This is a genomic window from Chelatococcus caeni, assembly GCF_014196925.1.
GTDB lineage: Bacteria > Pseudomonadota > Alphaproteobacteria > Rhizobiales > Beijerinckiaceae > Chelatococcus_A > Chelatococcus_A caeni.
The window spans coordinates 360,497-383,893 of sequence record NZ_JACIEN010000004.1; the positions used below are offsets into that span (position 1 = coordinate 360,497).

Here is a 23,397-nt window from a genome sequence, read left to right on the forward strand (position 1 = left end):
GGGCGGACCGTCCGCCGCATCAGAGCTCGGCCTCGGCCGCCCAGTGCCAGTAGACGGCCTGGGTCGTGGCGGTCGTGACGAAGTCGATCATGCAGCCGGCCCCGCCGGGCACGTAGATGCCGCCGATGGTGATGTCGGCATCCGGCTGGGCGCGGACCTGCCCCGCGGCGCCGGTGCTCGGGTTGTAGATGGTCACCGTGGGCGCCGCGCGCTTGATGACGCGGAAGGGAATGTCGGCCCGGTGGTTGGCGGCGATCTGGAAGGTGTTCTGGTTGCGCCGGCCCATCTGGCTCGCCGTGCCCGGCGCCACCTCGAGGTTGTAGGATTTCTCGTAGTAGCGCTGGCACATGATCAGCTCCTGGCTGAACGGCCGCACCTCGAAGGCCGACGGCACCGCGCCGCGCTCCAGCTGCGGCAAGGCGAAGGTGCCGCCCGAAAAGCGCACGGTGACATTCGCGCCGCCGGCAAGCGACATGGTACCGCCCTTCGCCACGGCCACGCCGTTGATGCTGGCGCTCGCCGTGCCGGTCCACGACAGCACGTAGGTGCCGGCCACGACGTCGAGGCCCTCGATCACCTGCTCGACGCCGCCGGCCGGCGCGGTGAAGGTGCGATAGCCGTTGGCCTCGGTCCAGGACAGCGCCTGCCCCGCGGCCACCACCCGCCAGCGGTCGAGCGTGTATCGACCGGCAGCCGCCGTCGCCGTGCCCGAGACATAGCCGCGCTGGTTCACGAGGCCGCGGGCGTTGATGAGGAGATTGCGCAGGCCGCATTCCTGCCGCGTCTGCGGAAGCGTGACCGCGCCGCTCGCGGGATCGATCCGCAGGGCCTGCATCCAGAGCGAACCGTCGGCCGAGACCTTGATCTCGAAATTGTCGCTGCCGGCGAGGCCGACCTCGGCACGGCTCGACCAGTCGGTCTTGAAGATGAGCGAGACGGTGTCGGCGGGGCCTTCCTTGTTGAGCGCCATGCGCAGGGCGCCGCTGCCGCCTTCGCCCGCGTATTTCGCCGACCACACGGCATTCTCGAGCCTGGCGGCGAAGGCATTGACCTCGTCCGCCTGGGTACCGATGCCGAGCCCGACGAGATCGTGCAGCTCGGTCGCCGCTCCGCCCTCGACGCCCTCCCATTGCGTTCCGGTCCAGACGCAGAGGCGCCCTTCGCCCGCCACATAGGCCGTCCAGCCCGGCGCCGGCGGGAAGGTGAACCAGCCTCCGTCCATGAAGGCGGCGACATGGTGGTCCCTGCCCGCCCAGGCACCCGTCGCGCCTGCGGCGACGATGTGGCGCGCGCCCTCGGCGGGGTCGGCCGGCGGCACGGACCGGTCCCTGTCCGCGACGGCGAGCTGCACCAGCGCATCGAGCATGCGCAGCGCCTCGTTGTGGGTCACGTGCTTCTGCGCCTGTCCGGCGGCGATATAGGGCAGTTTCAGATTGGCGGTGGTTTCGGGAGCGATGGCCACGGCAGTCCCCATGAATGATCCGATATAGGATATTAAACCTATCATGGGACATTATGTCAACCGCCATCGCCTTGGCGCGCGTGTCGCGGGCTTGCCAGCCGCCACGCCGACGGCTACATGTTCCGCTTGTTTGTTTGCGTTATTTGCAATTCCTTCTTTTTTGATCCGATTGCCGAGCCATGCAGGACGCGACCAGCGCCGCCCCGTCTTCAAGCCGTTCGACCGCCCGCCCCATGCTGAGCGCCCATCAGCGCATGCTGGAGGCGGAGGCCATCCACATCCTGCGCGAGACCGAGGCCGTGTTCCGCCGGCCGGTTCTGCTCTATTCGATCGGAAAAGATTCCTCCATCCTGCTGCACCTGGCGCGCAAGGCCTTTCACCCGGGCCCCATTCCCTTCAAGGTCGTGCATGTCGACACCACCTGGAAATTCCGGGAGATGATCGCCTTCCGGGACGCGCAGGCGCGGGCGCTCGGCCTTGACCTCGTCGTCCACACCAACCATGAGGGGCTCGCGGCCGGCATATCGCCCGTCAGCCACGGCGCCGGCCCCTACACCCATGCGATGAAGACGGTGGCGCTGCGGCAGATCCTCGACCGCCTCGGCGCCGATGCTGCCATCGGCGGGGCGCGGCGCGACGAGGAGAAGAGCCGCGCCAAGGAGCGCATCTTCTCGGTGCGAGCACCCGGCCACCGCTGGGATCCGAAGATGCAGCGCCCCGAGCCGTGGGGGATCGCCAACACCCGGCTCCTCGAGGGCGAGACCATGCGCGTCTTCCCCCTCTCGAACTGGACCGAGCACGATGTGTGGGCCTATGTCCGCGCCGAGGCGATCCCGGTCGTGCCGCTCTATTTCGCGCGCGAACGGCCCGTCGTGCGCCGCGGCGACAGCCTGATCATGGTGGACGACGCCCGCCTGCCGCTCGCACCGGGCGAGACGCCGCAGCCGATGCGGGTGCGCTTTCGCACGCTCGGCTGCTACCCGCTGACGGCGGCGGTCGTATCCGAAGCTGCGACCCTCGATGCCGTCATCGACGAATTGCGCGGCTCGCGCCGGTCGGAGCGCGCCGGCCGCCTCATCGACGGCGAGCGGGCGGATTCCATCGAGGCCAAGAAGGCGGAAGGATATTTCTGAGTGCGCATCATCGATCCCTCCGCGACGAGCGCCGCACCGATTGAGGAACCCGGCCTGCTGAGGGTCCTCGCCTGCGGCGCGGTCGATGACGGCAAGTCGACCCTGCTCGGGCGGCTGATGGCCGATGCCGGCCTCGTGCCGGAGGACCAGATGGCGGCCGTCGCCTGCGCCAGCGGCGAGGATGGCTTCGACTACGCCCTGCTGCTCGACGGCCTCGCCGCCGAGCGCGAGCAGGGCATCACCATCGACGTCGCCTACCGCTATTTCGCGACCGCGCGGCGCAGCTTCATCGTCGTCGACGCCCCCGGACACGAGCAGTTCACCCGCAACATGGCGACCGGCGCCTCGGTCTGCGACGTCGCGGTGCTCTTGGTCGATGCGCGCAAGGGGCTGCTGCCGCAGACGCGGCGGCATGCGGCCATCGCCAGCCTCATGGGCATCCGCGACGTCATACTCGCCGTCAACAAGATGGACCTCGTCAGCCATGAGGAGAGCGTGTTCGGGGCCATCGTGGCGGCATTCCGCACCCATGCCGACAGCCTCGGCCTCGATGTCCGTCCCGTGCCGGTCTCGGCGGCCCTCGGCGAGAACATCGTCCATCCCGCCGCTGCGATGCCCTGGCACGCGGGCCCGCCCCTCCTCGGCCTCCTCGAAACGCTCACGCTCGCGCCGCCGCGCATCGGCAGCCTGCGCTTCCCCGTCCAGCGCGTCAGCCGGCCGGATGCGGACTTTCGCGGCTACCAGGGCACGGTCGCCGGCGGCCGCGTTCGGCGCGACGATCCCGTGGTCGCTCTGCCCGGCGGGCAGCCGAGCCGCGTCACGCAGATCGTCACCTTCGACGGCGAGGTGGAGGAAGCGGGGCCAGGCGAAGCCGTGACGCTGGTGCTCGACCGCGAGATCGAGGCCGGCCGCGGCACCGTCTTCGCCTCTCCGGACAACGCGCCGGCCTGCGTCGACCACGTGGTCGCGCGCCTCGTCTGGCTGTCCGAGACGCCACTCGCCACGGGCCGGGAGCTGCTCATGCGGCACGGCACGGACCTCGTGCCGTGCCGCATCACCGCCCTGCGCAACCGGCTGGACATCGTGCGCATGGCGGAGGACCCGGCAACCACGCTCGGCGCGAACGACATCGGCACCGTCACCATCGAGACGGCCCGTCCCGTGGTCGTGGAGCGCTATGGCGACAACCGCGCGCTCGGCTCCTTCCTGCTCATCGACCGGCTGACCAACCAGACGCTCGCCGCGGGCATGGTGGTCGAGGCCGTGAACGCCGCCGCCAACCTCTACTGGCAGCGCTTCGACACAGACACGGCGGACCGGCCGACGGCGGGGCGGCAGACCCCCGCCATCCTCTGGCTCACCGGCCCCTCCGGCGCCGGCAAGTCGACCGTGGCGAACGCGCTGGAGCGCCAGCTCACCGCGGCCGGATGCCACGCCTATGTGCTCGATGGCGACAACGTGCGCCACGGCCTCAACCGCGATCTCGGCTTCTCGCCGCCCGAGCGCGCCGAGAACGTGCGGCGCCTCGCCGAGGTGGCGCATATCCTCGCCGATGCCGGCCTCATCGCCATCGTGGCGGCCATCGCCCCCTATGCCCAGGACCGGGCGAACGCCCGCGCCATCGCGAAGGACGTGCCGTTCTACGAGATCTTCGTCGACACGCCGCTCGATGTCTGCGCCTCGCGCGACCCCAAGGGGCTCTACAGGCGGGCCCGACAGGGCCTCGTCAGCGACTTCACCGGCGTCGGCGCCCCCTACGAGCGGCCGCAGGCGCCCGACCTTCGCCTCGACGGCACGGCCGAGACGCCGCAGCAGGAAGCCGGGCGCATCGTCGATCTCCTCACCGCGCGAGGCCACGTGCCTGCCACCTGACAAAAGAGGCTCCGCCGCAGCCCCCGGCCGGAAAGTGGCCGTCTTTTCCGGGCACGATTGCGCTTCATCAAGGACGCGGTCCACCGCGCGCGCAAGCATGGATTCTCCGACAGGGAGGGAGAGACGATGACCCCGGACAAGCAAGCCACGCATCCGCGCCGTCCGAACGCCGGCGACATGCAATTGCCGCTCGAGGCATTTCCGCTCTGGTTCAAGGCCTCGACATTCGACCTGCCGGTCGCCCTCGGCACGGAGATGCTGCACTTCATGGCCCGCCGCCTCGAGGCCCAGGCCTCCTTCTGGCAGGATCTCGGCCGCTGCCGGGACGTTCCGGAGGCGGTGGAGCGGCAGACGGCCTTTGCGCAACAGGCGGTCACGGACTATACGCAGGAATTCGCGACGCTCGTGCGCAAGGCCGAGGACAAGGTCATCCATACGGAGCACTGAGCGCGCGGCTCCACGCCGGTCCTTCGAGGCAGGATGACGCCGATCTCCCACGTCACCGAAGACCAGGACGAGATCCTGCGCTTCCTCGCCTCGTCGGACAGCCGTGGCGCGGACGGCCCCGTCAAGCGCATCGACACGCACGGGGCGATCGTCTTCCTCACCGGCGCGGACGCCTACAAGGTGAAGCGCGCCGTGCGCTTCCCCTACATGGATTTCTCCAGCCTGGAGAAGCGGCGCGCCGCCTGCGAGCGCGAGATTGCGATCAACCGACCCGGCGCGCCGGATATCTATCTCGGCCTCGTCCCGATCGTGCGCCGGGACGGTACGCTCAATCTCGGCGGCCCGGGCACGATCGTGGAATGGGCGGTGCACATGCGCCGCTTCGACGAGACCTGCACGCTCGACCGCCTCGCGGCCGAGGGGGCGCTGACGCCCGCCATCGTCGCCGCCATGGCGCGGGCCGTCGCCGAGGCTCACGCGCGTGCGCCCGTCCGCCACGACGTGGATTTCGCCGGCGCGCTCGCAGCCATCATCGTCGAGAACGGCACGAGCCTCGCCGAGCAGCCCGCCCTCTTTCCCCCGCAGCGGAGGGAGCGGTTGACGCGCCAGTCGCTCGCCGCACGCGAGCGCGTGGCCGCGCGCCTGGCACAGCGCGCCCGGGACGGCCACGTCCGCCGCTGCCACGGCGATCTTCACCTGTGCAACCTCGTGCTCATCGACGGGGCGCCGCGCCTGTTCGACGCCCTCGAATTCGACGAGGCGCTGGCGACGACGGACGTGCTCTACGACCTTGCCTTCCTGCTGATGGACCTGATCGAGCGGGACCTGCAGGGCGAGGCCAACCTCCTCCTCAACCGCTACCTCGTCGAGAGCCGAGAGCCGGCGCACCTTGCCGGGCTCGCCGCGCTGCCGCTCTTCATCAGCGTCCGCGCCGCGATCCGGGCCAAGGTCACAGCGGCCGGGCTTGCCCATCTCGACGAGGAGGCGCGCGAGCGGGCGAGCGCCGAGTGCCGGCGCTATTTTAGCCTCGCCGAAGCTGTCCTCGACCCCGGACCGCCGCGGCTCGTCGCCATCGGCGGCCTCTCGGGCACCGGCAAGAGCACCCTTGCCGCCGCCCTCGCCCCGCTGGTCGGCCGCGCGCCCGGCGCCGTTCACCTGCGCAGCGACGTCATCCGCAAAGAGCTCAGCGGCGTGGCGGAAACGGAGCGCCTGCCGGACAGCGCCTATGATGCAGCGGCGGCCGCCGTGGTCTACGACAGGCTGTGCCGCGATGCCCGGGCGGCGCTCGAAGCCGGCCGGCCGGTCATCGTCGATGCCGTGCACCAGCGCCCGGGCGAGCGCGCCGCCGTCGCAGCGCTCGCCGCCGACCTCGGCATCCCCTTCACCGGGCTGTGGCTCTCGGCGCCGCTCGACAGGCTTCTCGCGCGGGTCGAGGCCCGCCACGGCGATGCATCGGATGCGGATGCCGCAGTCGTCGCGATCCAGGCCACGCGTGAAACGGGCGACGTCGCCGCCGAGCCGGACTGGAGGACCGTCGACACGGACGGCACGCCGGACGAGGTTCTCGCGCGGGCCCGCCTTGTCCTGGCACAGAACTGACGGGCCTCACGGCTGCGGCGCGGACGACCGGGCGCTGCCCTCGTCCGGCGGGAAGCGCGCCAGCGTCGCGATCACCGCCTCGTCCTCCACCTGGTCGAAATCGAGATAGGCGGCGCCGACGGCCCAGAACGGCTCCGGCGTCTCGAGGCAGACGACGGCATCGGCCTCGTCGCTGAGATCGGCGACGACGTCGCGCGGCGCGACCGGCGTCGCCAGCACGAGCCGCGCCGGCGCGCGGCGGCGGATGGCCCGCAGGGCCGCCCTGACGGTCGCGCCCGTCGCGATGCCGTCGTCGACCACGATGGCGCAGCGGCCTTCCACCCGCACCGGCGGGCGCGATCCGAGGTAGAAGCGCCGCCGGCGCTCGATCTCGACGAGTTCGCGCGCCCGCACCGCCTCGAAGTCCGCAGGCGCAATCTGCGCGCCCGCGATGACATCCTCGTTGCGCACGGTGATGGGCTCGGCCCCGTCGACGACGGCACCCATCGCGAGCTCCGGCTGTCGCGGCACGCCGAGCTTGCGCACGAGCACGAGATCGAGCGGCGCGGCGAAGGCGGCGGCGATCTCGGCGGCGACCGGCACGCCGCCGCGCGGCAAGGCGAGGATGACGGGATCTTCGCCCCTCCATTCCGTCAGGGCCCTGGCGAGCCGCCGTCCCGCCTCGACGCGGTTGAGAAAAGGCATGGCCCACTCCTGTCCGCCCGTGGCGCTGTTGCGCAGAGCGGCGCGACGGCCATCCTACCGCCGGAACCCGGGCGCGTCATGGGGCCGCCCGCCACAACACGGGCTCCGCGGACGGATCGCGTCGCTAGACCCGCTTGTCGGTCAGCACCTCGAAGGTCTTCGCGATGGTCGCCACGGACCGGTCGTGGTCGGCGAGCGCAAGGCCGGCGATGAGCGCGTCGATGACGGCGAGCTGGGCGATGCGGCTCGTCATCGCCTCGGTACGGAACTGGGTCTCGCGCGCCAGCGTGTGCAGGACGATGTCGGCATGGGCGTGGAGAGGCGACTTGCCGAAATTGGTGACGCAGATTGTCGTCGCCCCCGCTTCCTTGGCGAGGCGCGTCGCCGTCAGGGTCTCCACCGTGCTGCCCGAATGGGAGATGGTGAGCGTCGCCACGTCCGGCCCCGCGAGCGAGGCCGTGATGGCCTGCACATGGCTGTCGACGCTGACGCGCGACGGGATGCCGATGCGCATCAGCCGGTAATGCGCGTCCTCGGCGATGGGCGCGGCGCTGCCGATGCCGAACACCTCGACGCGGCTTGCCTTGCGGATCGCGCCGATCGCGGCGCGCATGGCGGCGACGTCGAGCGCCTTCTGCGTGTCCCGCAAAGCCTGAAGGTCCGACTTGAAGACCTTGTCGATGACGGCCTCGACCGTATCGGTCTCGGCGAGATCCTCGTGGATGAACTGCACCGGCTGCACGAATTCGCGGGCGAGCGCGATCTTGACCTGCTGGAAGCCGCGTGCACCGAGCATCTGGCAGAAGCCGATGACGCTGCCCTCGCTGGCGCCGGCGCGCTCGGCCACCTCCGTCACCGACATGTGGATGACGTCGCCGGCGTTGTCCCTGATGAAGTCGGCGATGCGCGCCGCCGTCGGCGGCAGGTCCGGGCGCAGCACCGCGACGCGGTCGAGCACGCCGTTGAACTCGCCCGCGCGCAGCGCCGCCTGCCGATCCTTCTGCTGACCGTTTGCCGGACCCGCCATCAGGCCACCTTCCTTTCCATCGCGCCGAGGCCTTCCACGAAATCGCCGGGCCGGACGTGCAGGAAGCGCATGCCCGCCCGCATGGCACCCTTGCCGTCGGTGGCCGGATTGTCGCCGATCATGACCACCTCCTGCGGCGGAAGGCCGAGCCGCTCGCAGCCGAGGCGGAAGAGCAGCGGCTCGGGCTTGCCCACCACCTCGCACTCGCCCGCCCCGGCGCAGGAGAGGATGGAAGCCGCCAGCGCGCCGACTTCCGGAACGGGCTCGCCGAGCGGCCCGCGGTGGTGCGTGTCCGGACAGGCGAGAACGAGCTTCGCCCCGAGAGAGACGGCATGCGCCGCCGCCGCGAGGCGCCGGTAGCTGAAGCGCCGGTCGCGTCCGACGATGATGATGTCGCAGGCGCCGGTCGACAGCCGCAGCCCGCGCCGGCGCGCATAGCGCTCCAGCGCCGGCCCCGCGAGCAGCATCACCCGGGCGCCCGGATGGCGCTGCGCCACAAGGTCGATTGCCGTCGTGCCGGCGAGGACGATGCGTTCGGCGGCGACGACAAGGCCGAGCCGCCCGAGCAGGCGCGCCAGCTCGTGCGGCGTGTGCTCGGCGTCGTTGGAGACGATGGCGAAGCGCCCGCCGGTTTCGGCGACGAGCGCGGCCACGCCCGGCAGGAGCCTGCGGCCGCTGATGAGGGTGCCGTCGAGGTCGAGGAGATAGCCGCGGGGGCGGGACATGGACACCTGATTTGCCGTCGTCGAATTCCTTGCGGAGGCTTCATTGATATATTCTCAATGTCAATATGATTTTTGATTGAGCAACATTCATTCGACTGTCACACGACGGCGCTAGGTGTGCTGCCGAACCCGAACGGCGGAGACCGGCCCGTGCTCGAATATGCCCTGGCGAGATTGCTGCGCATGGTCGTGACGATGCTCGTCATCGTCACCGGCGTGTTCTTCGCCACCCGGCTCTCGGGCAATGCGGTCGACTTCATCGGCGGCGAAGGCCTCAGCGCGGCGGACCGGGCGACCCTCGTCGCCTATTACGGCCTCGACGCCTCCTGGCTCGAGCAGTACTGGCGCTACCTGCGTGCCCTCGCGGAGGGCAATTTCGGCATTTCGCTCGTCGAGCGCCGGCCGGTCTCGACCATCGCCCTGGAGCGGGTCGGCCCCTCCCTGCAGCTCCTCGTCGGTGCCGTGCTGCTGACGCTCGCGGTTGCCGTGCCGGCGGGCACGCTCGCCGCGGTCTACCGCAAGTCCTGGGCGGGCAGCATGATCATGGGCGCGGCCTTCCTCGGCTACGCCATCCCCAATTTCGTCCTCGCCGTCCTGCTCATCCTCACCCTCTCCTTCTGGCTCGGCTGGCTGCCGAGCTCCGGCAACGGCTCGCTCGCCCATTTCGTGATGCCGGTCGTCGCGCTGTCGGCCTTCTACATCGCGAGCCTGACGCGCTTCACCCGCAACGCCATGCTCGACGTCCTGAGCCAGGACTACCTGCGCACCGCCCGCGCCAAGGGTCTCGCCGAACCGCGGGTCATCTTCAAGCACGCGCTGCGCAATGCGCTCATCACCATTCTGTCCGTGCTCGGCCTGCAGATCGCCGGCCTCGCCGCGGCCGGCAACGTCGTCATCGAGACGATCTTCGCCTGGCGCGGCATCGGCGAGATGCTGGTCTCCGCCGCGCTCCGGCGCGACTACCCGGTGCTGCAGTTCGGCGTCATCGCCGTGGCGCTCGCCGTCATCCTCATCAACACGCTCGTCGATCTCGCCTACGGCGCCGCCGATCCGCGCGTGCGCCTGGCAAGGTCGTGAGGGAGGCAAGGCCGATGGTCCACACCACGCTTTCCGCGCCGCCCGCCGCGCCGTCGCTCCTCCACCGCGCCACGCGCCTCGGCGCCGGGCTCGCCGACGTCTGGGCGGACATGAACTGGATCGTGCGGTTCACAGCGGTGCTCGGCCTCGTCCTCGTCGTGCTGGCGCTCGCCGCCCCGCTCATCGCGCCCTTCGATCCCAATGCCCAGAGCCTGCTGTCGCGGCTGAAGCCGCCGATGGGCCTTGCCGGGGCAAAGGACGGTTATCTCCTGGGCACGGACGAGCTCGGCCGCGACATCCTCTCGCGCTGCCTCCACGGCCTGCGCCTGACGCTCGGGGTCGCGCTTCTCGGCGCGGTCATCGGGCTTCTCCTCGGCGGCAGCCTCGGGCTTTTCGCCGGCATCGCCGGCGGCCGGGTGGACGACCTCATCATGAGCCTCGTCGACATCCAGATCGCCGTGCCCTTCACCCTCGTCGCGCTGCTGACGGTGGCGCTCCTCGGCGGCGACCTCACCGTGCTCATCGCCGTGCTCGGCATCGCCTATTGGGAGCAATACGCCCGCATCACCCGCGGCGAGGTGCTGCGCCTGCGCGAGATGCCCTTCATCGAGGCGGCACGCGCCGCCGGGGCCTCGGGCTGGCGCATCGCGGTCAAGCACATCCTGCCCAATCTCGTCTCGCCGCTGGTCGTCGTCTTCACGGTCAACATCTCCAACATCGTGCTGCTGGAATCGACGCTGTCCTTCCTCGGGCTCGGCCTGCGCCCGCCGACGGCGACGCTCGGCGCCATGGTGGGGATGGGGCGCGACTACCTGCCCTCGGCGCCCTGGATCGTCGCCGCGCCGGCGCTCCTCATCCTCCTCGTGACCTTCGTCATCCAGATGCTCGGCGACTTCCTGCGCGACCGCACCGACGTGCGCCTGCGCGAGCGCTGAGCGCCAATCGAGAGACCGGAGGCGGACAGCCGCCGCCTCCCAGCAAGCAACGGCGGGCCGCACGGCGCGACCGCCACAACGGAGGCCTTCACGCCATGATGACCCGCTCGCTCGTCCTCGCCCTCGCGGCGACGTCGCTCGCAAGCCTCGCCCCGCTCACCCCCGCGCTGGCGGCCGAACTGAAGGTCGGCGCCTCCAACATGCCGCCCTATCTCGATCCGGGCCGCGACCATTCCAACGTCGGCTCGCAGTTCTACTACAACAGCTTCGACACCCTGATCGAGAAGGACCACTCGACCGCCGAGGCGAAGTTCCTGCCCGGCCTCGCCACGCAATGGAACCGCATCGACGACCTGACGATGGAGTTCAAGCTGCGGCCGGGCGTCGTCTTCCACAACGGCGAGCCGCTCACCGCCGACGATGTCGTCTTCTCCTTCAACCGCATGTTCCAGGCGAGCTTCCCGCCCTATGCGGTGCGCTCGAAGGACCGGCTGAACAACTTCGACGTGGCCGAGAAGGTCGACGACCTCACGGTGCGGGTGCGCACGAAGAAGCCGGAGCCGCTCTGGGAAACGCTCATCAACATGCAGCAGCTGATGATCGTGCCCGAGGACTATGTGAAGGGGCTGACCGGCGACCCCAAGGTCGCCGAGAATTCCGACTTCGAGGCCTTCGCGCTCGCCCCGGTCGGCTCCGGCCCCTACCGCATCGCCGAGTTCATTCCCGGCGAGCGCATCGTCTGGCAGCGCCATGACGCGTTCTGGGGCGACAAGGCCCCGTTCGAGCGCGTCACCGTGCGCTCCATCCCCGAGATGGCGACCCGCATCACGGCGCTGAAGAACGGCGAGGTCGACATCATCACCAACCTGCCGCCGGACCAGCTCGCCACCGTCGAGGCCGACCCGAACCTCAAGACGGCCGGCATGGTGACGCCGCTCTTCCACGTGCTCATCTACAACACGCTCAACGAGAAGATGGCGAGCCCGAAGCTGCGCCAGGCGCTCAACCACGCCATCGACCGGCAGACCCTGAGCGAGGCCCTGTGGCAGGGCAAGGCCGTCGTGCCGGCGAGCCATACCATGGAGCCCTTCGGCGCCCTCTACATGCCGGAGCTCAAGACCTTCGAATACGACATCGAGAAGGCCAAGGAGCTGCTCGCCGAGAGCGGCTACAAGGGCGAGGAGATCCGCATCGACACCTCGGCCACCTATTACACCAACGGCCTCCTCGCCATGCAGGCCGTCGCCGAGATGTGGGGCGCCATCGGCGTCAAGACGCGCATCAATGTCGACGACAAGTGGACGGGCAACGACCCGACGATGAACGCCCGCAACTGGTCGAACCCGATGTACTTCCCCGACCCCTTCGGCTCCTTCGGCGTGATGTGGGCGCCGGGCGGCCCCTCCGAAGGCGAGGGCCGCTTCAAGACGGACGCCGACTATGCCGAGAAGTGGGACCGCTTCCGCTTTTCCACCGACGTCGCGGCGCGCCGGCAGGCCTATGGCGAATTGATGGAGCGCATCAAGAACGACCCGCCCTTCCTCGTGCTCTACCAGCCCTACGAGAGCTGGGGCATGCGCAAGACCGTCGACTGGGCGCCGGCGCCGGGCCACATCCCCTACGTGCTCGACTTCCGCGCCGGCTCCATCCGGGTCGACGGCTGACCTCCTGCGGGAGCCGGACACGCCCTGCTCCCCTCATCCCGATCCTCCATCCGCCCGCCGCGAGACTTTCATGACCGCGCTCCGCCTCTGCCTCGTCGCCGACATCCACCACGGTGCCGACAGCTTCACCAAGAAGGGCACGGCCGCGCTGCCGCTGCTCGCCGAATTCGCCCGCTTCGCCAACAAGACGCGGCCGGACGCCGTGATCGACCTCGGCGACCGCATCTCCGACGTCGACACGGAAACCGACAGGCGCCTGGAACGCGAGGTCGCCGACGGCTTTCGCGCCGTAGCCGCACCGGTCTTCCACATCTGCGGCAACCACGACCGCGACCATCTCACCGTCGCCGACAATGCCGAGATCCTCGGCCAGGCGCTCGGCAATCAGGTCGTCGATCTCGGCGCCTGGCAGCTCGTCATCTGGCGGGCGGACACGAAGATCCATCGCCCGGGCGGCTTCGTGCTGCCCGAAGCGGACCTCTTGTGGCTCGCCGGCGTGGTGCGCACGGCGACGAAGCCGATCGCCCTCTTCAGCCACGTGCCGGTGTCCGGCCATGCGCAGGACGGCAACTATTACTTCGAGCGCAACCCCGACGCCTCGACCTATCCCGGCGGGGCCGAGCGGGCGCGGGCCGTTCTGGCGGCGGCGCGCGTGCCGGTCGCCTGCTTCGCCGGCCACGTGCACTGGAACACGCTGACCATGGTGAACGGCCAGCCGCATTTCACCCTGCAGTCGCTGACCGAGAGCTTCACCACCCATCCCGAGCCCGCCGGCAGCTTCGCCCTCGTCGAACTGTCGGACCGCATCGACTGGCGTGTCTTCGGCAAGGACAGTTTTGCCGTCTCGCTCGACGCCGCCGAGACCGCACGGCGCTGGGTGACGCCGCTGCCGCCCTTCAACGAGCATCCCGAGATCCGCCTGCGCCACGCAGCCCAGGCCGCTCGGCAAGTTGCCAGCCAAGTCGCGCAGGCGGCGGAATAGACGCTTGGGACCGGCGCCATGACTGCACCCCTTCTCGACGTGCGCGACCTCTGCGTCGCCTTCCGGTCGCGCCGCGGCGCAACGCCCGTGGTGCGCAACCTCTCCTTCTCGGTCGGGGCCGGCGAGACGGTGGCGATCGTCGGGGAATCGGGCTCGGGCAAGTCGGTCACGGCGCTGTCGCTGATGCGCCTTATCGAGCGCGAGGGCGGCGCCGTCACCGGCGGCGAGATGCTCTTCCGCCCGCATGACGGGCCCGCGGTCGACCTCGCGCGGCTCGACGAGCCGGCGATGCGCGCCATCCGCGGCAACGCCATGTCGATGATCTTCCAGGAGCCGATGACCTCGCTCAACCCGGTGCTGACCATCGGCGAGCAGGTGGCGGAAGTGCTGCTGGCGCATCGCGGCATCGGCGCACGCGAGGCGGAGCGGGCGGCGCTCGCCGTGCTCGACGAAGTGCAGCTGACCGATCCGGAACGGCGCATGCGCCAGTATCCGCACGAGCTCTCGGGCGGCATGCGCCAGCGCGTCATGATCGCCATCGCGCTCGCCTGCCGGCCACGGCTGCTCATCGCCGACGAGCCGACGACAGCGCTCGACGTCACCATCCAGGCGGGCATCCTCGATCTCATCCGTGCCCTGCAGCAGCAGACGGGCACGTCCGTCATCTTCATCACCCACGACATGGGCGTCGTCGCCGAGATGGCCGACCGCGTCGTCGTCATGCGCCAGGGCGAACATGTGGAGACGGCACGTACGGCCGATCTCTTCGCGGCACCGCAGGCTACCTATACCCGCGCCCTCCTGGCGGCCGTGCCGCGCCTCGGCGCCGGCGCGCCGATCTATGCCGTCCCGCGCGCCGGCAGGGCGGAAGACGCCGGCGATACCGGCGAGGTGCTGCGCGTCGAGGGCCTCGTCACCCGCTTTCCGATCCGCAAGGGACCGTTCCGCCGCCATGTCGCCAATGTGCATGCGGTGGAGGATGTCAGCCTGACGCTGCGGCGCGGCGAGACGCTCGGCCTCGTCGGCGAATCCGGCTCGGGCAAGTCGACCATCGGCCGCTCCATCCTCAGGCTCGTCGAGCCGACGACCGGGCGCATCCTCATCTGCGGCCGCGACGTCACCGGCCTGTCGCAGCAGGCCGTCCGCCCCCTGCGCCGCCATGCGCAGATGGTCTTCCAGGACCCCTACGCCAGCCTCAACCCGCGCCTGCCGGTGCACGAGCTCGTCACGGAGCCGCTCGCCATTCACGACCGGCTGCCGGCGCCCGCGCGGCGCGAGATCGCGGCCGAGCTGATGCGCCGGGTCGGCCTGCCGGCGGACAGCCTCGACCGCTATCCGCACCAGTTCTCGGGTGGCCAGCGCCAGCGCCTCGCCATCGCCCGGGCGCTGTCGTCCAGACCGCGCGTCATCGTCGCAGACGAGCCGGTATCGGCCCTCGACGTCTCGGTGCAGGACCAGGTCATCGCCCTGATGCGCGAGCTGCAGGACGAGTTCGGCATCGCCTATCTCTTCATCTCGCACGATCTCGCCGTGGTCGAGCGCATGAGCCACCGCGTCGCCGTGCTCGACCGCGGCCGTATCGTCGAGACGGGCCCGACCGACGCCGTCCTCTCGGATCCGCGCCACCCCTATACGCGTGACCTCCTCGCCGCAGTGCCGGTGGCCGATCCGGCGCTCAGGCACGGCCCGCGCAGGCTCGCCCTGCGCGAGCGCAGGAGCCCCATCAATCCCGTCGGCTTCACGCCGCCAGCGCAGCACTTCGCCGAGGCCGGCCCCGGCCATCTCGTCGCTGTCTGAGCCGCGGCCCGCGCCTCAGGCCGTGTCGATGAAGCGGCTGAGGAAGAGGCGCGTGCGCGGGTGCTGCGGGTTGGCGAGGATGTCCTCGGGCCGGCCCTCTTCGACGACGATGCCCCCGTCCATGAAGACGACCCGGTCGGCCGCCTCGCGCGCGAAGCCGATCTCGTGCGTGACGACGATCATCGTCAGGCCCTGTCCGGCGAGGTCGCGCATGACATTCAGCACCTCGCCGACGAGCTCGGGGTCGAGAGCCGAGGTCGGCTCGTCGAAGAGCATCAGCTTCGGCCGGATGGCGAGCGCGCGGGCGATGGCGACGCGCTGCTGCTGGCCGCCCGAGAGCTGGCGCGGATAGGCGGGCGCCTTCTCGGACAGGCCGACGCGGGCGAGCAGGTCCATGGCATAGGCCACCGCCTCGCGCCGGTCCTGCCCGTGCACGCCGACGGGCGCCTCGATGATGTTCTCCAGCGCCGTCATGTGCGGATAGAGGTTGAACTGCTGGAACACCATGCCGATCTTGCGGCGCTGCACGGCGATCGCCCGGCTCGAGAGCTTGTTGAGGCGCCCGTGCCGCAGCTGGTAGCCGATCTGCTCCCCGTCGACCTCGATCGAGCCGCGGTCGATCGCCTCCAGGTGGTTGATGCAGCGCAGGAAGGTGGATTTCCCCGAGCCCGACGGCCCGAGGATGACGACCACCTCGCCCGGCGCCACGTCGAGGTCGATCCCCTTCAGCACCTCGTTGGCGCCGAAGGACTTGTGCACGTTGCGCGCACGCACCAGCGGCGCCACGGCGGCGGAGGCCGCGGCCGCGCTGTCTCTCGCAGCGACGTTCATATCGCCTCCTCCATCGCCCGCGCGGGAGCCTTGTCGCCGCCGGCGCCACGCTCGCCGCGGGCATAGTAGCGCTCGATGAAGCCCTGGCCGACGTTGAGGATGGATGTGACGAGGAGATACCAGATCACCGCCACCATCAGCATCGGGATGACCTCGAAGGTGCGGTTGTAGACGGCCTGTACGGAATAGAGCAGGTCGGCCATGGCGATGACGCTGACGAGCGAGGTCGCTTTGATCATGCTGATGAGCTGGTTGCCCGTCGGCGGGATGATGGAGCGCATGGCCTGGGGAATGATGATGCGCCGCAGCGCCCGCGCCCGCGTCATGCCGAAGGCGTCCGTCGCCTCGACCTGGCCCTTGTCCACGGACAGGAGGCCGCCGCGGATGATCTCCGCCATGTAGGCCGCCTCGTTGAGCGACAGCCCCGCGATGGCCGCCGTCATCGGCGTGATGAGGTCGTTGGTGTCCCAGCTCGCCAGCGTTGGGCCGAAGGGGATGGCGATGGAGATCTGCGGGAACAGGGTCGACAGGTTGTACCAGAAGATGAGCTGCACCAGCAGCGGCGTGCCGCGGAAGAACCAGATGTAGAGGCCCGCGAGCGAGCTGAGCAGCCGGTCGTCCGACATGCGGGCGATGGCGAGCAGAAGCCCGATGATGACGCCGATCACCATGGCGACGACGGTGAGCCCGAGCGTGACCGACAGGCCGCGCAGGATGGAGGGCGCCGTGAACCACTCGGCGACCACGGGCCAGCCGAAATTCTCGTTGTTGGCGACGATCCAGCCGAAATCCGTCGCGATGATGAGGACGAGGGCCCACAGGAGCCAGCGTCCCCAGGCGATCGGCCGGTGGGCGTTGGCGACATCGCGCAGGGCCGCATCCGCGGCCCTGCTCTCATCCACGCTCGGGGCGCTCATGACCGTCACTGGGAAGCGAGGTTGATGCCGGGGTCGGAGATCATGTTGTTCTGAAGTCCCCACTTCTTCATGATCACGTCATAGGTGCCGTTCGCCACCAGTTCCTTGATGGCGCCGAGCAGCACCTCGCCGAGCGGCGAGCCCTTGGACACCACGGCGCCCTGATAGAGGTCCTGGAAGCCATTGGCCTTGCCGACGGCCGCGAGCTCGAGTTCGCCGCCCGCCTGCTGCACGAAATAGGTCAGCGGCGCCTGCGAGGAGAAGAAGGCGTCGGAGCGCTTGGACCGCACGGCGAGGATCGAGGTCGGCTGGTCGGTGAAGGACTGCACCTCGAGCGCCGGCTTGCCTTCGGCAGCGCATTTCTCGGCCTGGGCCTTGATGACGCGCTCGGCCGAGCCGCCGGACATCACGGCGATGCGGTTGCCGCAGGCCTCGTCGAGGCTGTTGATGCCCTTCGGATTGCCCTTCTGCACGGCGAAAACGACGTATTCGCGCACATAATCGACGAAATCATTGGCTTCCTGGCGCGACTTGAAGTCGCCGACCGGCCCCATGGCGAACTGGTAGCGGCCGGACTTGATGCCGGACAGGAGGGCCGACAGGCCGCTCACGGACGCATGCTCGATCTTGATGCCGAGGATCTGGCCGATGGCCTCGGACAGATCGGCGCTGGCGCCGGTCATCGCATTGGTGTCGGTGACGATCTCGTAGGGCGGGAAGGAGCCGTTGTTGACCGACACCATCTTGCCGGCGGCACGGATGTTCTCGGGCAGTTTGGCGCGCAGCGCCTCGTTGACCTGCTGCGCCGGCACATCGCCGGACGCGGCGAGCGCGGGCGCCTGGATGACGGCGAAAGCGAGCGCCGAGGCGCAGGCGAGCTTGCGGATGTTCATGTTGTCGTTCCCCTTCCGATTCTGGCTCTGCTTGTGGTTCTGGTCAGGCTGCCGCCGTCGTTGCGGCGGCAGGTGCCGCCAGTTCCGGCCGGGCGAAGCGGCGGTTGGCGAGCACCGGCAGGACGGCGCGCGCATGGGCGATGCGGGCCGGATCGATATCGGCGAAGACGAGCGCAGGCGCCTCTCCGGCGCGGGCAATGGCGACGCCGAGCGGATCGATGACCATGCTCGCGCCGATATTGCGCTCGCCGCACTCGCCCACGGCGACGAGGTAGCAGGTATTTTCCAGGGCACGGGCCGTCGCCAGCACCTCCCAGTGGGCTTCCTTGCCGAGGCCCCTCACCCAGGCCGCCGGGACGACGATGACCTCGGCCCCGTCGACGGCGAGCCGCCGGGCGAGCTCGGGAAAGCGCAGGTCGTAGCAGGTCATGGTGCCGACCTTCAGCCCCGCCACCTCGACGAGCGGCGGGATCTCGTCGCCGGGCTCGACGTTGACCGATTCCTGCGCCGCGAAGGCGTCGTAGAGATGCAGCTTGCGGTAGCTCCCGATGATGGCGCCGTCGCGCACGGTGACGAGCACGTTGAACACGCGCCCGCGGCCGTTGGGGACGTGGATGCAGGTCATCACCGTGAGGTCGCTGCCGTGGCTCGCCGCCAGCACCTGCTGCATGAAGCGGCCGTCGAGGGGCTGGGCCGACGTCAGCACGATGTCCGGATCGGCGATGTCGCGGGCGAGGATGCCCTCGGGCAGCACGAGGAGCGCGGCCCCGCCAGCCGCCGCATCCCGCATCAGCCGCACCACTGTGTCCGCGTTCTCCTGCCAGTCGCGGCTCACCGCGAACTGGCCGAGCGCGACGCGGGCGACGGAACGGGTGCTCGAAGAGGTGGTCATGCCGGTTCTCCCGCAAGTTCGGCGATCGATGGAAAGAGGCTCTCGGGCGTCAGACCGGTGTCGGCGAGGCCCTGGCGCCGCACCTCGTCGAGAAAGTCCGCGATCATGTGGCGGTTGGCGCCGAGCCCGCTCGCGTCCCAGTCGGGCGGCAGGTCCCGGCCGGTCGACACGAGATCCTCGATCAGCCAGGGCGTCGTGTCGATGTACTTGCGCCGCTTCTCCAGCCACAGGCGCCGCGCCGCGTCGATCAGATCGCTGAGCTCCTGGACAGCCCACGGATGCTGGGCGGCAAAGGCGGCCTTGATGCCGAGGACATGGATGCCGGGCACATAGCCGACGGCCTCGAAATAGGCGCGCTCGGCGGCGCGCACGTCCGGCAGGAGCAGGCGATAGCGCGTCTGCCGCTCGAAGAAGCCGGGCGGCATGAAGGGTGTGAAGACGGCATCGAGCCAGCCCTCGTCGAGGAGCTCCAGCATCGGCCGCTCGCCGGGCACCGGCTCGATGCGGCCGGGGCGGGCATAGCGGCCGAGCCGGTCGGTGACCGGATGGGCCTCGGTGAGGCGTCCCGCGTACCAGCGGGCATCGTCGATGCCCACCCCGGCGCGCGCCAGCGCCGCCCGCGTCCAGGTGTTGCCGGAATCCTGCCAGCCCGTGACGCCGATGCGCTTGCCCCTGAGGTCCTCGAGCCGCACGAGGCCGCTGTCGCGCGCCGTGATGATGCAGCGGTGGCGGAAGCCGCGCATGAGGAAGTTCGGCACGCCGAGAACCGCCGTCTCGCCCCGGCTGCGGGCCGTCGTGTAGCGGCTGAAGGAGATCTCGCTCGCGTCGAAGCGCGGATCGCTGGCGAAATCCTCCGGCAGGGTCGCGAGGCGCTCGATCTTCAGGTCGATCCGCTCGGAGGCGACGTCGCCAAGGAGCAGCGGCGTCACATAGTCCCAATCACGCACCGCGAGACGAATACTGACCTTCACACATCCTCTCCCATGGCTCCACTCCCGTGGCCGGCTAGTGGCCCCGGGTCGCCATGGCGAGAATTGAATGTTCACTATCTCCGATCAATAGCTATTATGTTACTGAACATTATAAGCGAGAATCATGAGCACCCATGACGCCGAATGGCTCGCCGAACGGCTCAGCGAGCGCACCGCCCGCGGCATCGCGGTCGAGACGAGCGCCCTCATCCGCTCCGGCGTCCTGCCCATCGGCTCGCAGCTGCCGACCGTGCGCGACCTCGCCTTCCGGCTGGGCGTCAGCCCCGCGACCGTGTCCGAGGCCTGGAGCGAGCTCAGGCGGCAGAAGATGATCAGCGGCCGCGGCCGCAAGGGCACATGGGTCTTCGGCGACACGGTGGCCCCACGCCCGGCGCGCATGGGCAGCGTCGGCTATTTCGGCGAGGGCGTGCTCGACCTGTCGCTCGCCGTGCCGGACCGCGCCTTGCTGCCGCCGCTGGCCGAGGCCCTCGCCCACGGCGCCACGGCCGAGAACGTCAACAGTTACGAGCGCACGCCCATCCTCGCCGAGCTGAAGGCCGCGGCGGAGCGGCGCTGGCCCTACCGGCCCGAGACCTTTCTCGCCACCAACGGCGGCTACAACGCGGTCTATGCCGCGCTGCACGCGCTCGTCATGCCCGGTGCCTCGGTCGCCATCGAGGATCCGACCGCCATGCGGCTCCTCGACATCATCGAGGATCTCGGGGCCGAGATCATCCCGGTCGCCTGCGACGACGACGGCCCCCTGCCCGCCTCGCTCGCCGGGGCGCTCGCCCGCAAGCCGACGGCCTTCATCTACCAGCCGCGCACCCATTCGGTGACGGGCCGGGCCATCACGCCCGGGCGCCTCAGCGAGCTGGGCCGCGTGCTCGACGGCAGCGACACGCTCATCATCGAGGACGACGGCGTCGGCGATGTCTCGCCGCTGCCGCCCGTCAGCCTAGGAGCCCGCTTCCCCGACCGGGTGGTGCACATCCTCTCGTTCTCGAAGGCCCTCGGCCCGGACCTGCGCCTTGCGGTGCTGTCGAGCTCGGCCGGCATCGTCCGGCAGATCCAGTCCTACCGCAGCTTCAGCTCCGGCTGGACGAGCCGCCTCCTGCAGGCGGCCACCGCCTGGTTGCTGAACGATGAAGCGAGCATGGGCCTGGTGGCCGCGGCACGCGAGGTCTACGCCACCCGCCGCGCGGCCCTCGCCGCGGCGCTCGCCGCGCGCGGCATCGCCCTGCCCGCGGGCGACGGCCTGTGCGTCTGGGTTCCCGTCATCTCGGAGCAATATGCACTCGTGACCCTGGCCGCCCATGGCATCGCCGTCCTGCCGGGCGGCAAATGCTCCGTGCGCGCGACGAGCCATATCCGCGTGGCGACGGGCATCCTGAGCGACCGCTACGATGCCGTCGCCGACGCCATCGCCCGCGCCGCAGCGGCGCCTGCGGGCATGAATCAGTGAACCTGCGGGCGGTCGCGCTCGCCCCGCTCAACCGACATGCCAGCCGCCGTCGACGAAGAGCCGGGCGCCGTTGATGTACGCCCCGGCATCGGAGGCGAGCAGCAGGCAGGCGCCGACGCAGTCCTGCGGCATGCCGATGCGCCTTGCCGGGATCTCGCCCTCCACGCGCGCCCGATAGATGGGATCGGCGAGGACGGCGGCGTTGCGCTCGGTCGCGATGGCGCCGGGCGAGACCGTATTGAAGGTGACGTTCTGCGCCGCATATTGGCGCGCCAGGTTGACCATCACATTGATCTGGGCGCTCTTCAGCGCCGCATAGACCATCAGGCGCGGATTGGGCCGCACCTCCTGGATGCTGCCCATGGCGATGACGCGGCCGAAGCCGCGCGCCGCCATGCCCGGCACCACGGCCTGCAGGAGGAGGAGGCTCGCGGTGAGATTGACCGCGACCTGTTGCGCAATCTCCTCCTCCGTCACGTCGCGCCAGTCGCGGCGCAGCTCGAGGGACGCATTGAGCACGAGGATGTCGATCGGCCCCAGCGCCTCGGCCACGGCCTCCGGCAGGCGCCGGCAGGCGTCCGCCTCGGCGAGATCGGCGGCGAACGCCTCGGCGCGGACACCGGCGGTGCGCATCTCCTCCACCGCATCGTCCAGCGCCGCGCTTCTCTCCGCGCCGTGCACCGCGACGGCGCCGCCGCTCTGCGCGAGGCCGAGCGCGACCGCCCGCCCGATGCCGCGGCTCGACCCGGTGACGAGGGCGACGCGCCCGTCGTTGCGGAATGGGCTCCCCATGGCTCAGGCCTTCAGATGCCAGGTGACGAGGACGGTGAGCGCGGCCCCCTCGGGCAGGTCCGCGGCGATCCTGAGCCACGTCCCGAAATGCGCGACGCGCGCGAAGGTGACTTCGCCGGCCCGCACCGGCAGGTCGAACGCGCTGCCCTCCGCCACCCAGTGCATGCCGTCGGGCGACAGCTCGACGCGGGCACGGCCCGGCGCGCCGACCGCGTCCTTCAGGGCGCGCACGAAGACGACGGCCTCGCTCGCCCAGCCGGCCTCGTAGGGTTCGGTGGCGGATGCGCCCCGCCACTCCTCGTTGCGGGCGACGACGGCGGCCTGGCTTTCGCGCAGCATCAGAAATCTCCCGACAGGCAGACGGAATCGATGAAGAGGCTGGCGCGCTTGTCCGTGTCCGTCTCGACGAAGAAGGCGAGGTTCAGCATGCACCAGAGGTTGCGCATGGCCGGGATGCGCATGCTGTCGAAGCCCGACAGGTCGAATTCCCGGTCGTTGCAGGCAAGGCCGGTCGCCTGCATGGTCGCAAGGTCGAAGTCGAAGCGGCAGTAGTGCCAGTTCACCTTGGTCGGAATCTCGTTGTAGCAGAGCCTCTGCCCGCCGCCGGCGATGTCCTCCCACCCTTCCGGCGCCAGGTGATAGTGCGTCACCGTCTTGTTCCCGGCGCCGACCGCGGCGAAGGGCTCGTTGCGGCGCTTGAACTGCCACTTCTGCACATGCGCGCCGTCGAGCGCGTTGAGGAAGCGCAGATGCGGCATGATGCGCCAGGCGTCGCCGTCCTGGTCCCCCGTCTGCAGGTCGTAGAGGAAGCCGATGGAGCGCACGTCGGTTTCCGACAGGCGCAGCTCGTTCGCCTCGGGCTTGAAGGTGAAGTAGAACTCGAGCCGGATGGGGCCGCGCCGGCGGAAGGTGAGCCGCTTGATCGAGACGTTGCGCGCGCCCGCCCGCGGCCGGGTTGCGATCTTCAGCGCATAGCTGCCGTCGAAGCCGCCATGGCTGCCGAAGTCCCATGTCGGCAAGGTCGACAGCATGGCCTGTGAATGCTGGGCATAGCCCGGATGCATGGCATCGAGCGTGTCCTCGTAATTGCCGACGAGCTGCGTCCAGCCGCAGAAGCCGCGGTCGAAATCGTCGAAGGCGATGATGCGCCGCAGCGGGTCGAAGCGCGACAGGGCGGGATCGGCGAGACGCAGGGCCGAAGCGATCTCATGGCGGTCGAGTGTCATCGGGAT

22 protein-coding genes are annotated in these 23,397 nt (G+C 70.0%); 10 read left to right on the forward strand and 12 right to left on the reverse strand.

Annotation, left to right across the window (positions count from 1 at the left end):
• Positions 1–19: 19 nt before the first annotated feature.
• Positions 20–1,474 (reverse strand): DUF2793 domain-containing protein, encoded by a 1,455-nt coding sequence (locus tag GGR16_RS17840; protein ID WP_183317475.1) that lies wholly within the window; start codon positions 1,472–1,474, stop codon positions 20–22.
• Between the two features lie 167 nt (positions 1,475–1,641).
• Between GGR16_RS17840 and cysD the strand changes: the two genes are divergently transcribed.
• From cysD to GGR16_RS17860, 4 genes are all read left to right on the forward strand, one after another.
• On the forward strand, positions 1,642–2,595 hold the full coding sequence (cysD, locus tag GGR16_RS17845; protein WP_183317476.1) for a sulfate adenylyltransferase subunit CysD: 954 nt from the start codon (positions 1,642–1,644) through the stop codon (positions 2,593–2,595).
• Positions 2,596–4,467, forward strand: a complete 1,872-nt coding sequence (gene cysC, locus GGR16_RS17850; RefSeq protein ID WP_019400453.1) for an adenylyl-sulfate kinase — start codon at positions 2,596–2,598, stop codon at positions 4,465–4,467.
• Positions 4,468–4,593: 126 nt separating this feature from the next.
• The gene (locus tag GGR16_RS17855) at positions 4,594–4,914 is read left to right on the forward strand and encodes a phasin family protein (protein WP_156332940.1); all 321 of its coding nucleotides are present in this window, start codon (positions 4,594–4,596) and stop codon (positions 4,912–4,914) included.
• 33 nt (positions 4,915–4,947) lie between these two features.
• Complete coding sequence (locus GGR16_RS17860; protein ID WP_183317477.1) at positions 4,948–6,513, forward strand: bifunctional aminoglycoside phosphotransferase/ATP-binding protein; 1,566 nt, start codon at positions 4,948–4,950, stop codon at positions 6,511–6,513.
• Positions 6,514–6,519: 6 nt separating this feature from the next.
• Here GGR16_RS17860 and GGR16_RS17865 read toward each other — a convergent pair whose 3' ends face one another.
• The 3 genes from GGR16_RS17865 to GGR16_RS17875 form a co-directional block, all read right to left on the reverse strand.
• Positions 6,520–7,197, reverse strand: a complete 678-nt coding sequence (locus tag GGR16_RS17865; RefSeq protein WP_183317478.1) for a phosphoribosyltransferase — start codon at positions 7,195–7,197, stop codon at positions 6,520–6,522.
• 124 nt (positions 7,198–7,321) lie between these two features.
• The gene (locus tag GGR16_RS17870) at positions 7,322–8,224 is read right to left on the reverse strand and encodes a MurR/RpiR family transcriptional regulator (protein WP_210289606.1); all 903 of its coding nucleotides are present in this window, start codon (positions 8,222–8,224) and stop codon (positions 7,322–7,324) included.
• Positions 8,224–8,949, reverse strand: a complete 726-nt coding sequence (locus GGR16_RS17875; protein WP_183317479.1) for an HAD-IIA family hydrolase — start codon at positions 8,947–8,949, stop codon at positions 8,224–8,226. The genes GGR16_RS17870 and GGR16_RS17875 overlap by 1 nt, the downstream gene beginning before the upstream one ends.
• 150 nt (positions 8,950–9,099) lie before the next feature.
• Here GGR16_RS17875 and GGR16_RS17880 point away from each other — a divergent pair, with 150 nt between their 5' ends.
• From GGR16_RS17880 to GGR16_RS17900, 5 genes are all read left to right on the forward strand, one after another.
• Entirely contained in the window at positions 9,100–10,026 is a 927-nt protein-coding gene (locus tag GGR16_RS17880; protein ID WP_026014825.1) for an ABC transporter permease, read from the forward strand.
• 14 nt (positions 10,027–10,040) lie between these two features.
• A complete protein-coding gene (locus GGR16_RS17885; protein ID WP_183317480.1) occupies positions 10,041–10,961 on the forward strand; it encodes an ABC transporter permease in 921 nt (306 codons plus the stop codon).
• A gap of 95 nt (positions 10,962–11,056) precedes the next feature.
• The gene (locus GGR16_RS17890; RefSeq protein WP_246373156.1) at positions 11,057–12,625 is read left to right on the forward strand and encodes an ABC transporter substrate-binding protein; all 1,569 of its coding nucleotides are present in this window, start codon (positions 11,057–11,059) and stop codon (positions 12,623–12,625) included.
• 70 nt (positions 12,626–12,695) lie between these two features.
• Positions 12,696–13,607: a metallophosphoesterase family protein gene (locus GGR16_RS17895; protein WP_183317481.1), complete on the forward strand. Its 912-nt coding sequence runs from the start codon at positions 12,696–12,698 to the stop codon at positions 13,605–13,607.
• 18 nt (positions 13,608–13,625) lie between these two features.
• On the forward strand, positions 13,626–15,404 hold the full coding sequence (locus GGR16_RS17900; protein ID WP_183317482.1) for an ABC transporter ATP-binding protein: 1,779 nt from the start codon (positions 13,626–13,628) through the stop codon (positions 15,402–15,404).
• 15 nt (positions 15,405–15,419) lie between these two features.
• Here the strand turns inward: GGR16_RS17900 and GGR16_RS17905 are convergent, their stop codons facing one another.
• From GGR16_RS17905 to GGR16_RS17925, 5 genes are read right to left on the reverse strand one after another with little or no spacing between them, the layout of a single operon-like run.
• Positions 15,420–16,235: an amino acid ABC transporter ATP-binding protein gene (locus tag GGR16_RS17905; protein WP_019402024.1), complete on the reverse strand. Its 816-nt coding sequence runs from the start codon at positions 16,233–16,235 to the stop codon at positions 15,420–15,422.
• A complete protein-coding gene (locus tag GGR16_RS17910) occupies positions 16,232–17,152 on the reverse strand; it encodes an amino acid ABC transporter permease (protein ID WP_183317483.1) in 921 nt (306 codons plus the stop codon). Before GGR16_RS17910 ends, GGR16_RS17905 begins: the two co-directional genes overlap by 4 nt.
• 5 nt (positions 17,153–17,157) lie before the next feature.
• Positions 17,158–18,045 (reverse strand): ABC transporter substrate-binding protein, encoded by an 888-nt coding sequence (locus GGR16_RS17915; RefSeq protein ID WP_183317484.1) that lies wholly within the window; start codon positions 18,043–18,045, stop codon positions 17,158–17,160.
• Positions 18,046–18,088: 43 nt separating this feature from the next.
• The gene (locus GGR16_RS17920; protein WP_053194236.1) at positions 18,089–18,937 is read right to left on the reverse strand and encodes a deaminated glutathione amidase; all 849 of its coding nucleotides are present in this window, start codon (positions 18,935–18,937) and stop codon (positions 18,089–18,091) included.
• Positions 18,934–19,908 (reverse strand): substrate-binding domain-containing protein, encoded by a 975-nt coding sequence (locus GGR16_RS17925; protein WP_183317485.1) that lies wholly within the window; start codon positions 19,906–19,908, stop codon positions 18,934–18,936. Before GGR16_RS17925 ends, GGR16_RS17920 begins: the two co-directional genes overlap by 4 nt.
• A 124-nt stretch (positions 19,909–20,032) precedes the next feature.
• Between GGR16_RS17925 and GGR16_RS17930 the strand changes: the two genes are divergently transcribed.
• Positions 20,033–21,373, forward strand: a complete 1,341-nt coding sequence (locus GGR16_RS17930; protein ID WP_183317486.1) for an aminotransferase class I/II-fold pyridoxal phosphate-dependent enzyme — start codon at positions 20,033–20,035, stop codon at positions 21,371–21,373.
• 27 nt (positions 21,374–21,400) lie between these two features.
• Here the strand turns inward: GGR16_RS17930 and GGR16_RS17935 are convergent, their stop codons facing one another.
• Genes GGR16_RS17935 through GGR16_RS17945 form a run of 3 tightly spaced genes read right to left on the reverse strand, consistent with a single transcriptional unit; the run spans position 21,401 to position 23,391 of the window.
• Positions 21,401–22,165: an SDR family NAD(P)-dependent oxidoreductase gene (locus GGR16_RS17935; RefSeq protein WP_019404312.1), complete on the reverse strand. Its 765-nt coding sequence runs from the start codon at positions 22,163–22,165 to the stop codon at positions 21,401–21,403.
• A 3-nt stretch (positions 22,166–22,168) separates the two neighbouring features.
• Positions 22,169–22,504 carry a hypothetical protein gene (locus GGR16_RS17940; protein WP_019404311.1) on the reverse strand — a complete coding sequence of 112 codons (336 nt, stop codon included), beginning with the start codon at positions 22,502–22,504 and terminating at the stop codon, positions 22,169–22,171.
• Positions 22,504–23,391 (reverse strand): DUF6772 family protein, encoded by an 888-nt coding sequence (locus GGR16_RS17945; protein WP_019404310.1) that lies wholly within the window; start codon positions 23,389–23,391, stop codon positions 22,504–22,506. The genes GGR16_RS17940 and GGR16_RS17945 overlap by 1 nt, the downstream gene beginning before the upstream one ends.
• Between the last annotated feature and the right edge of the window lie 6 nt (positions 23,392–23,397).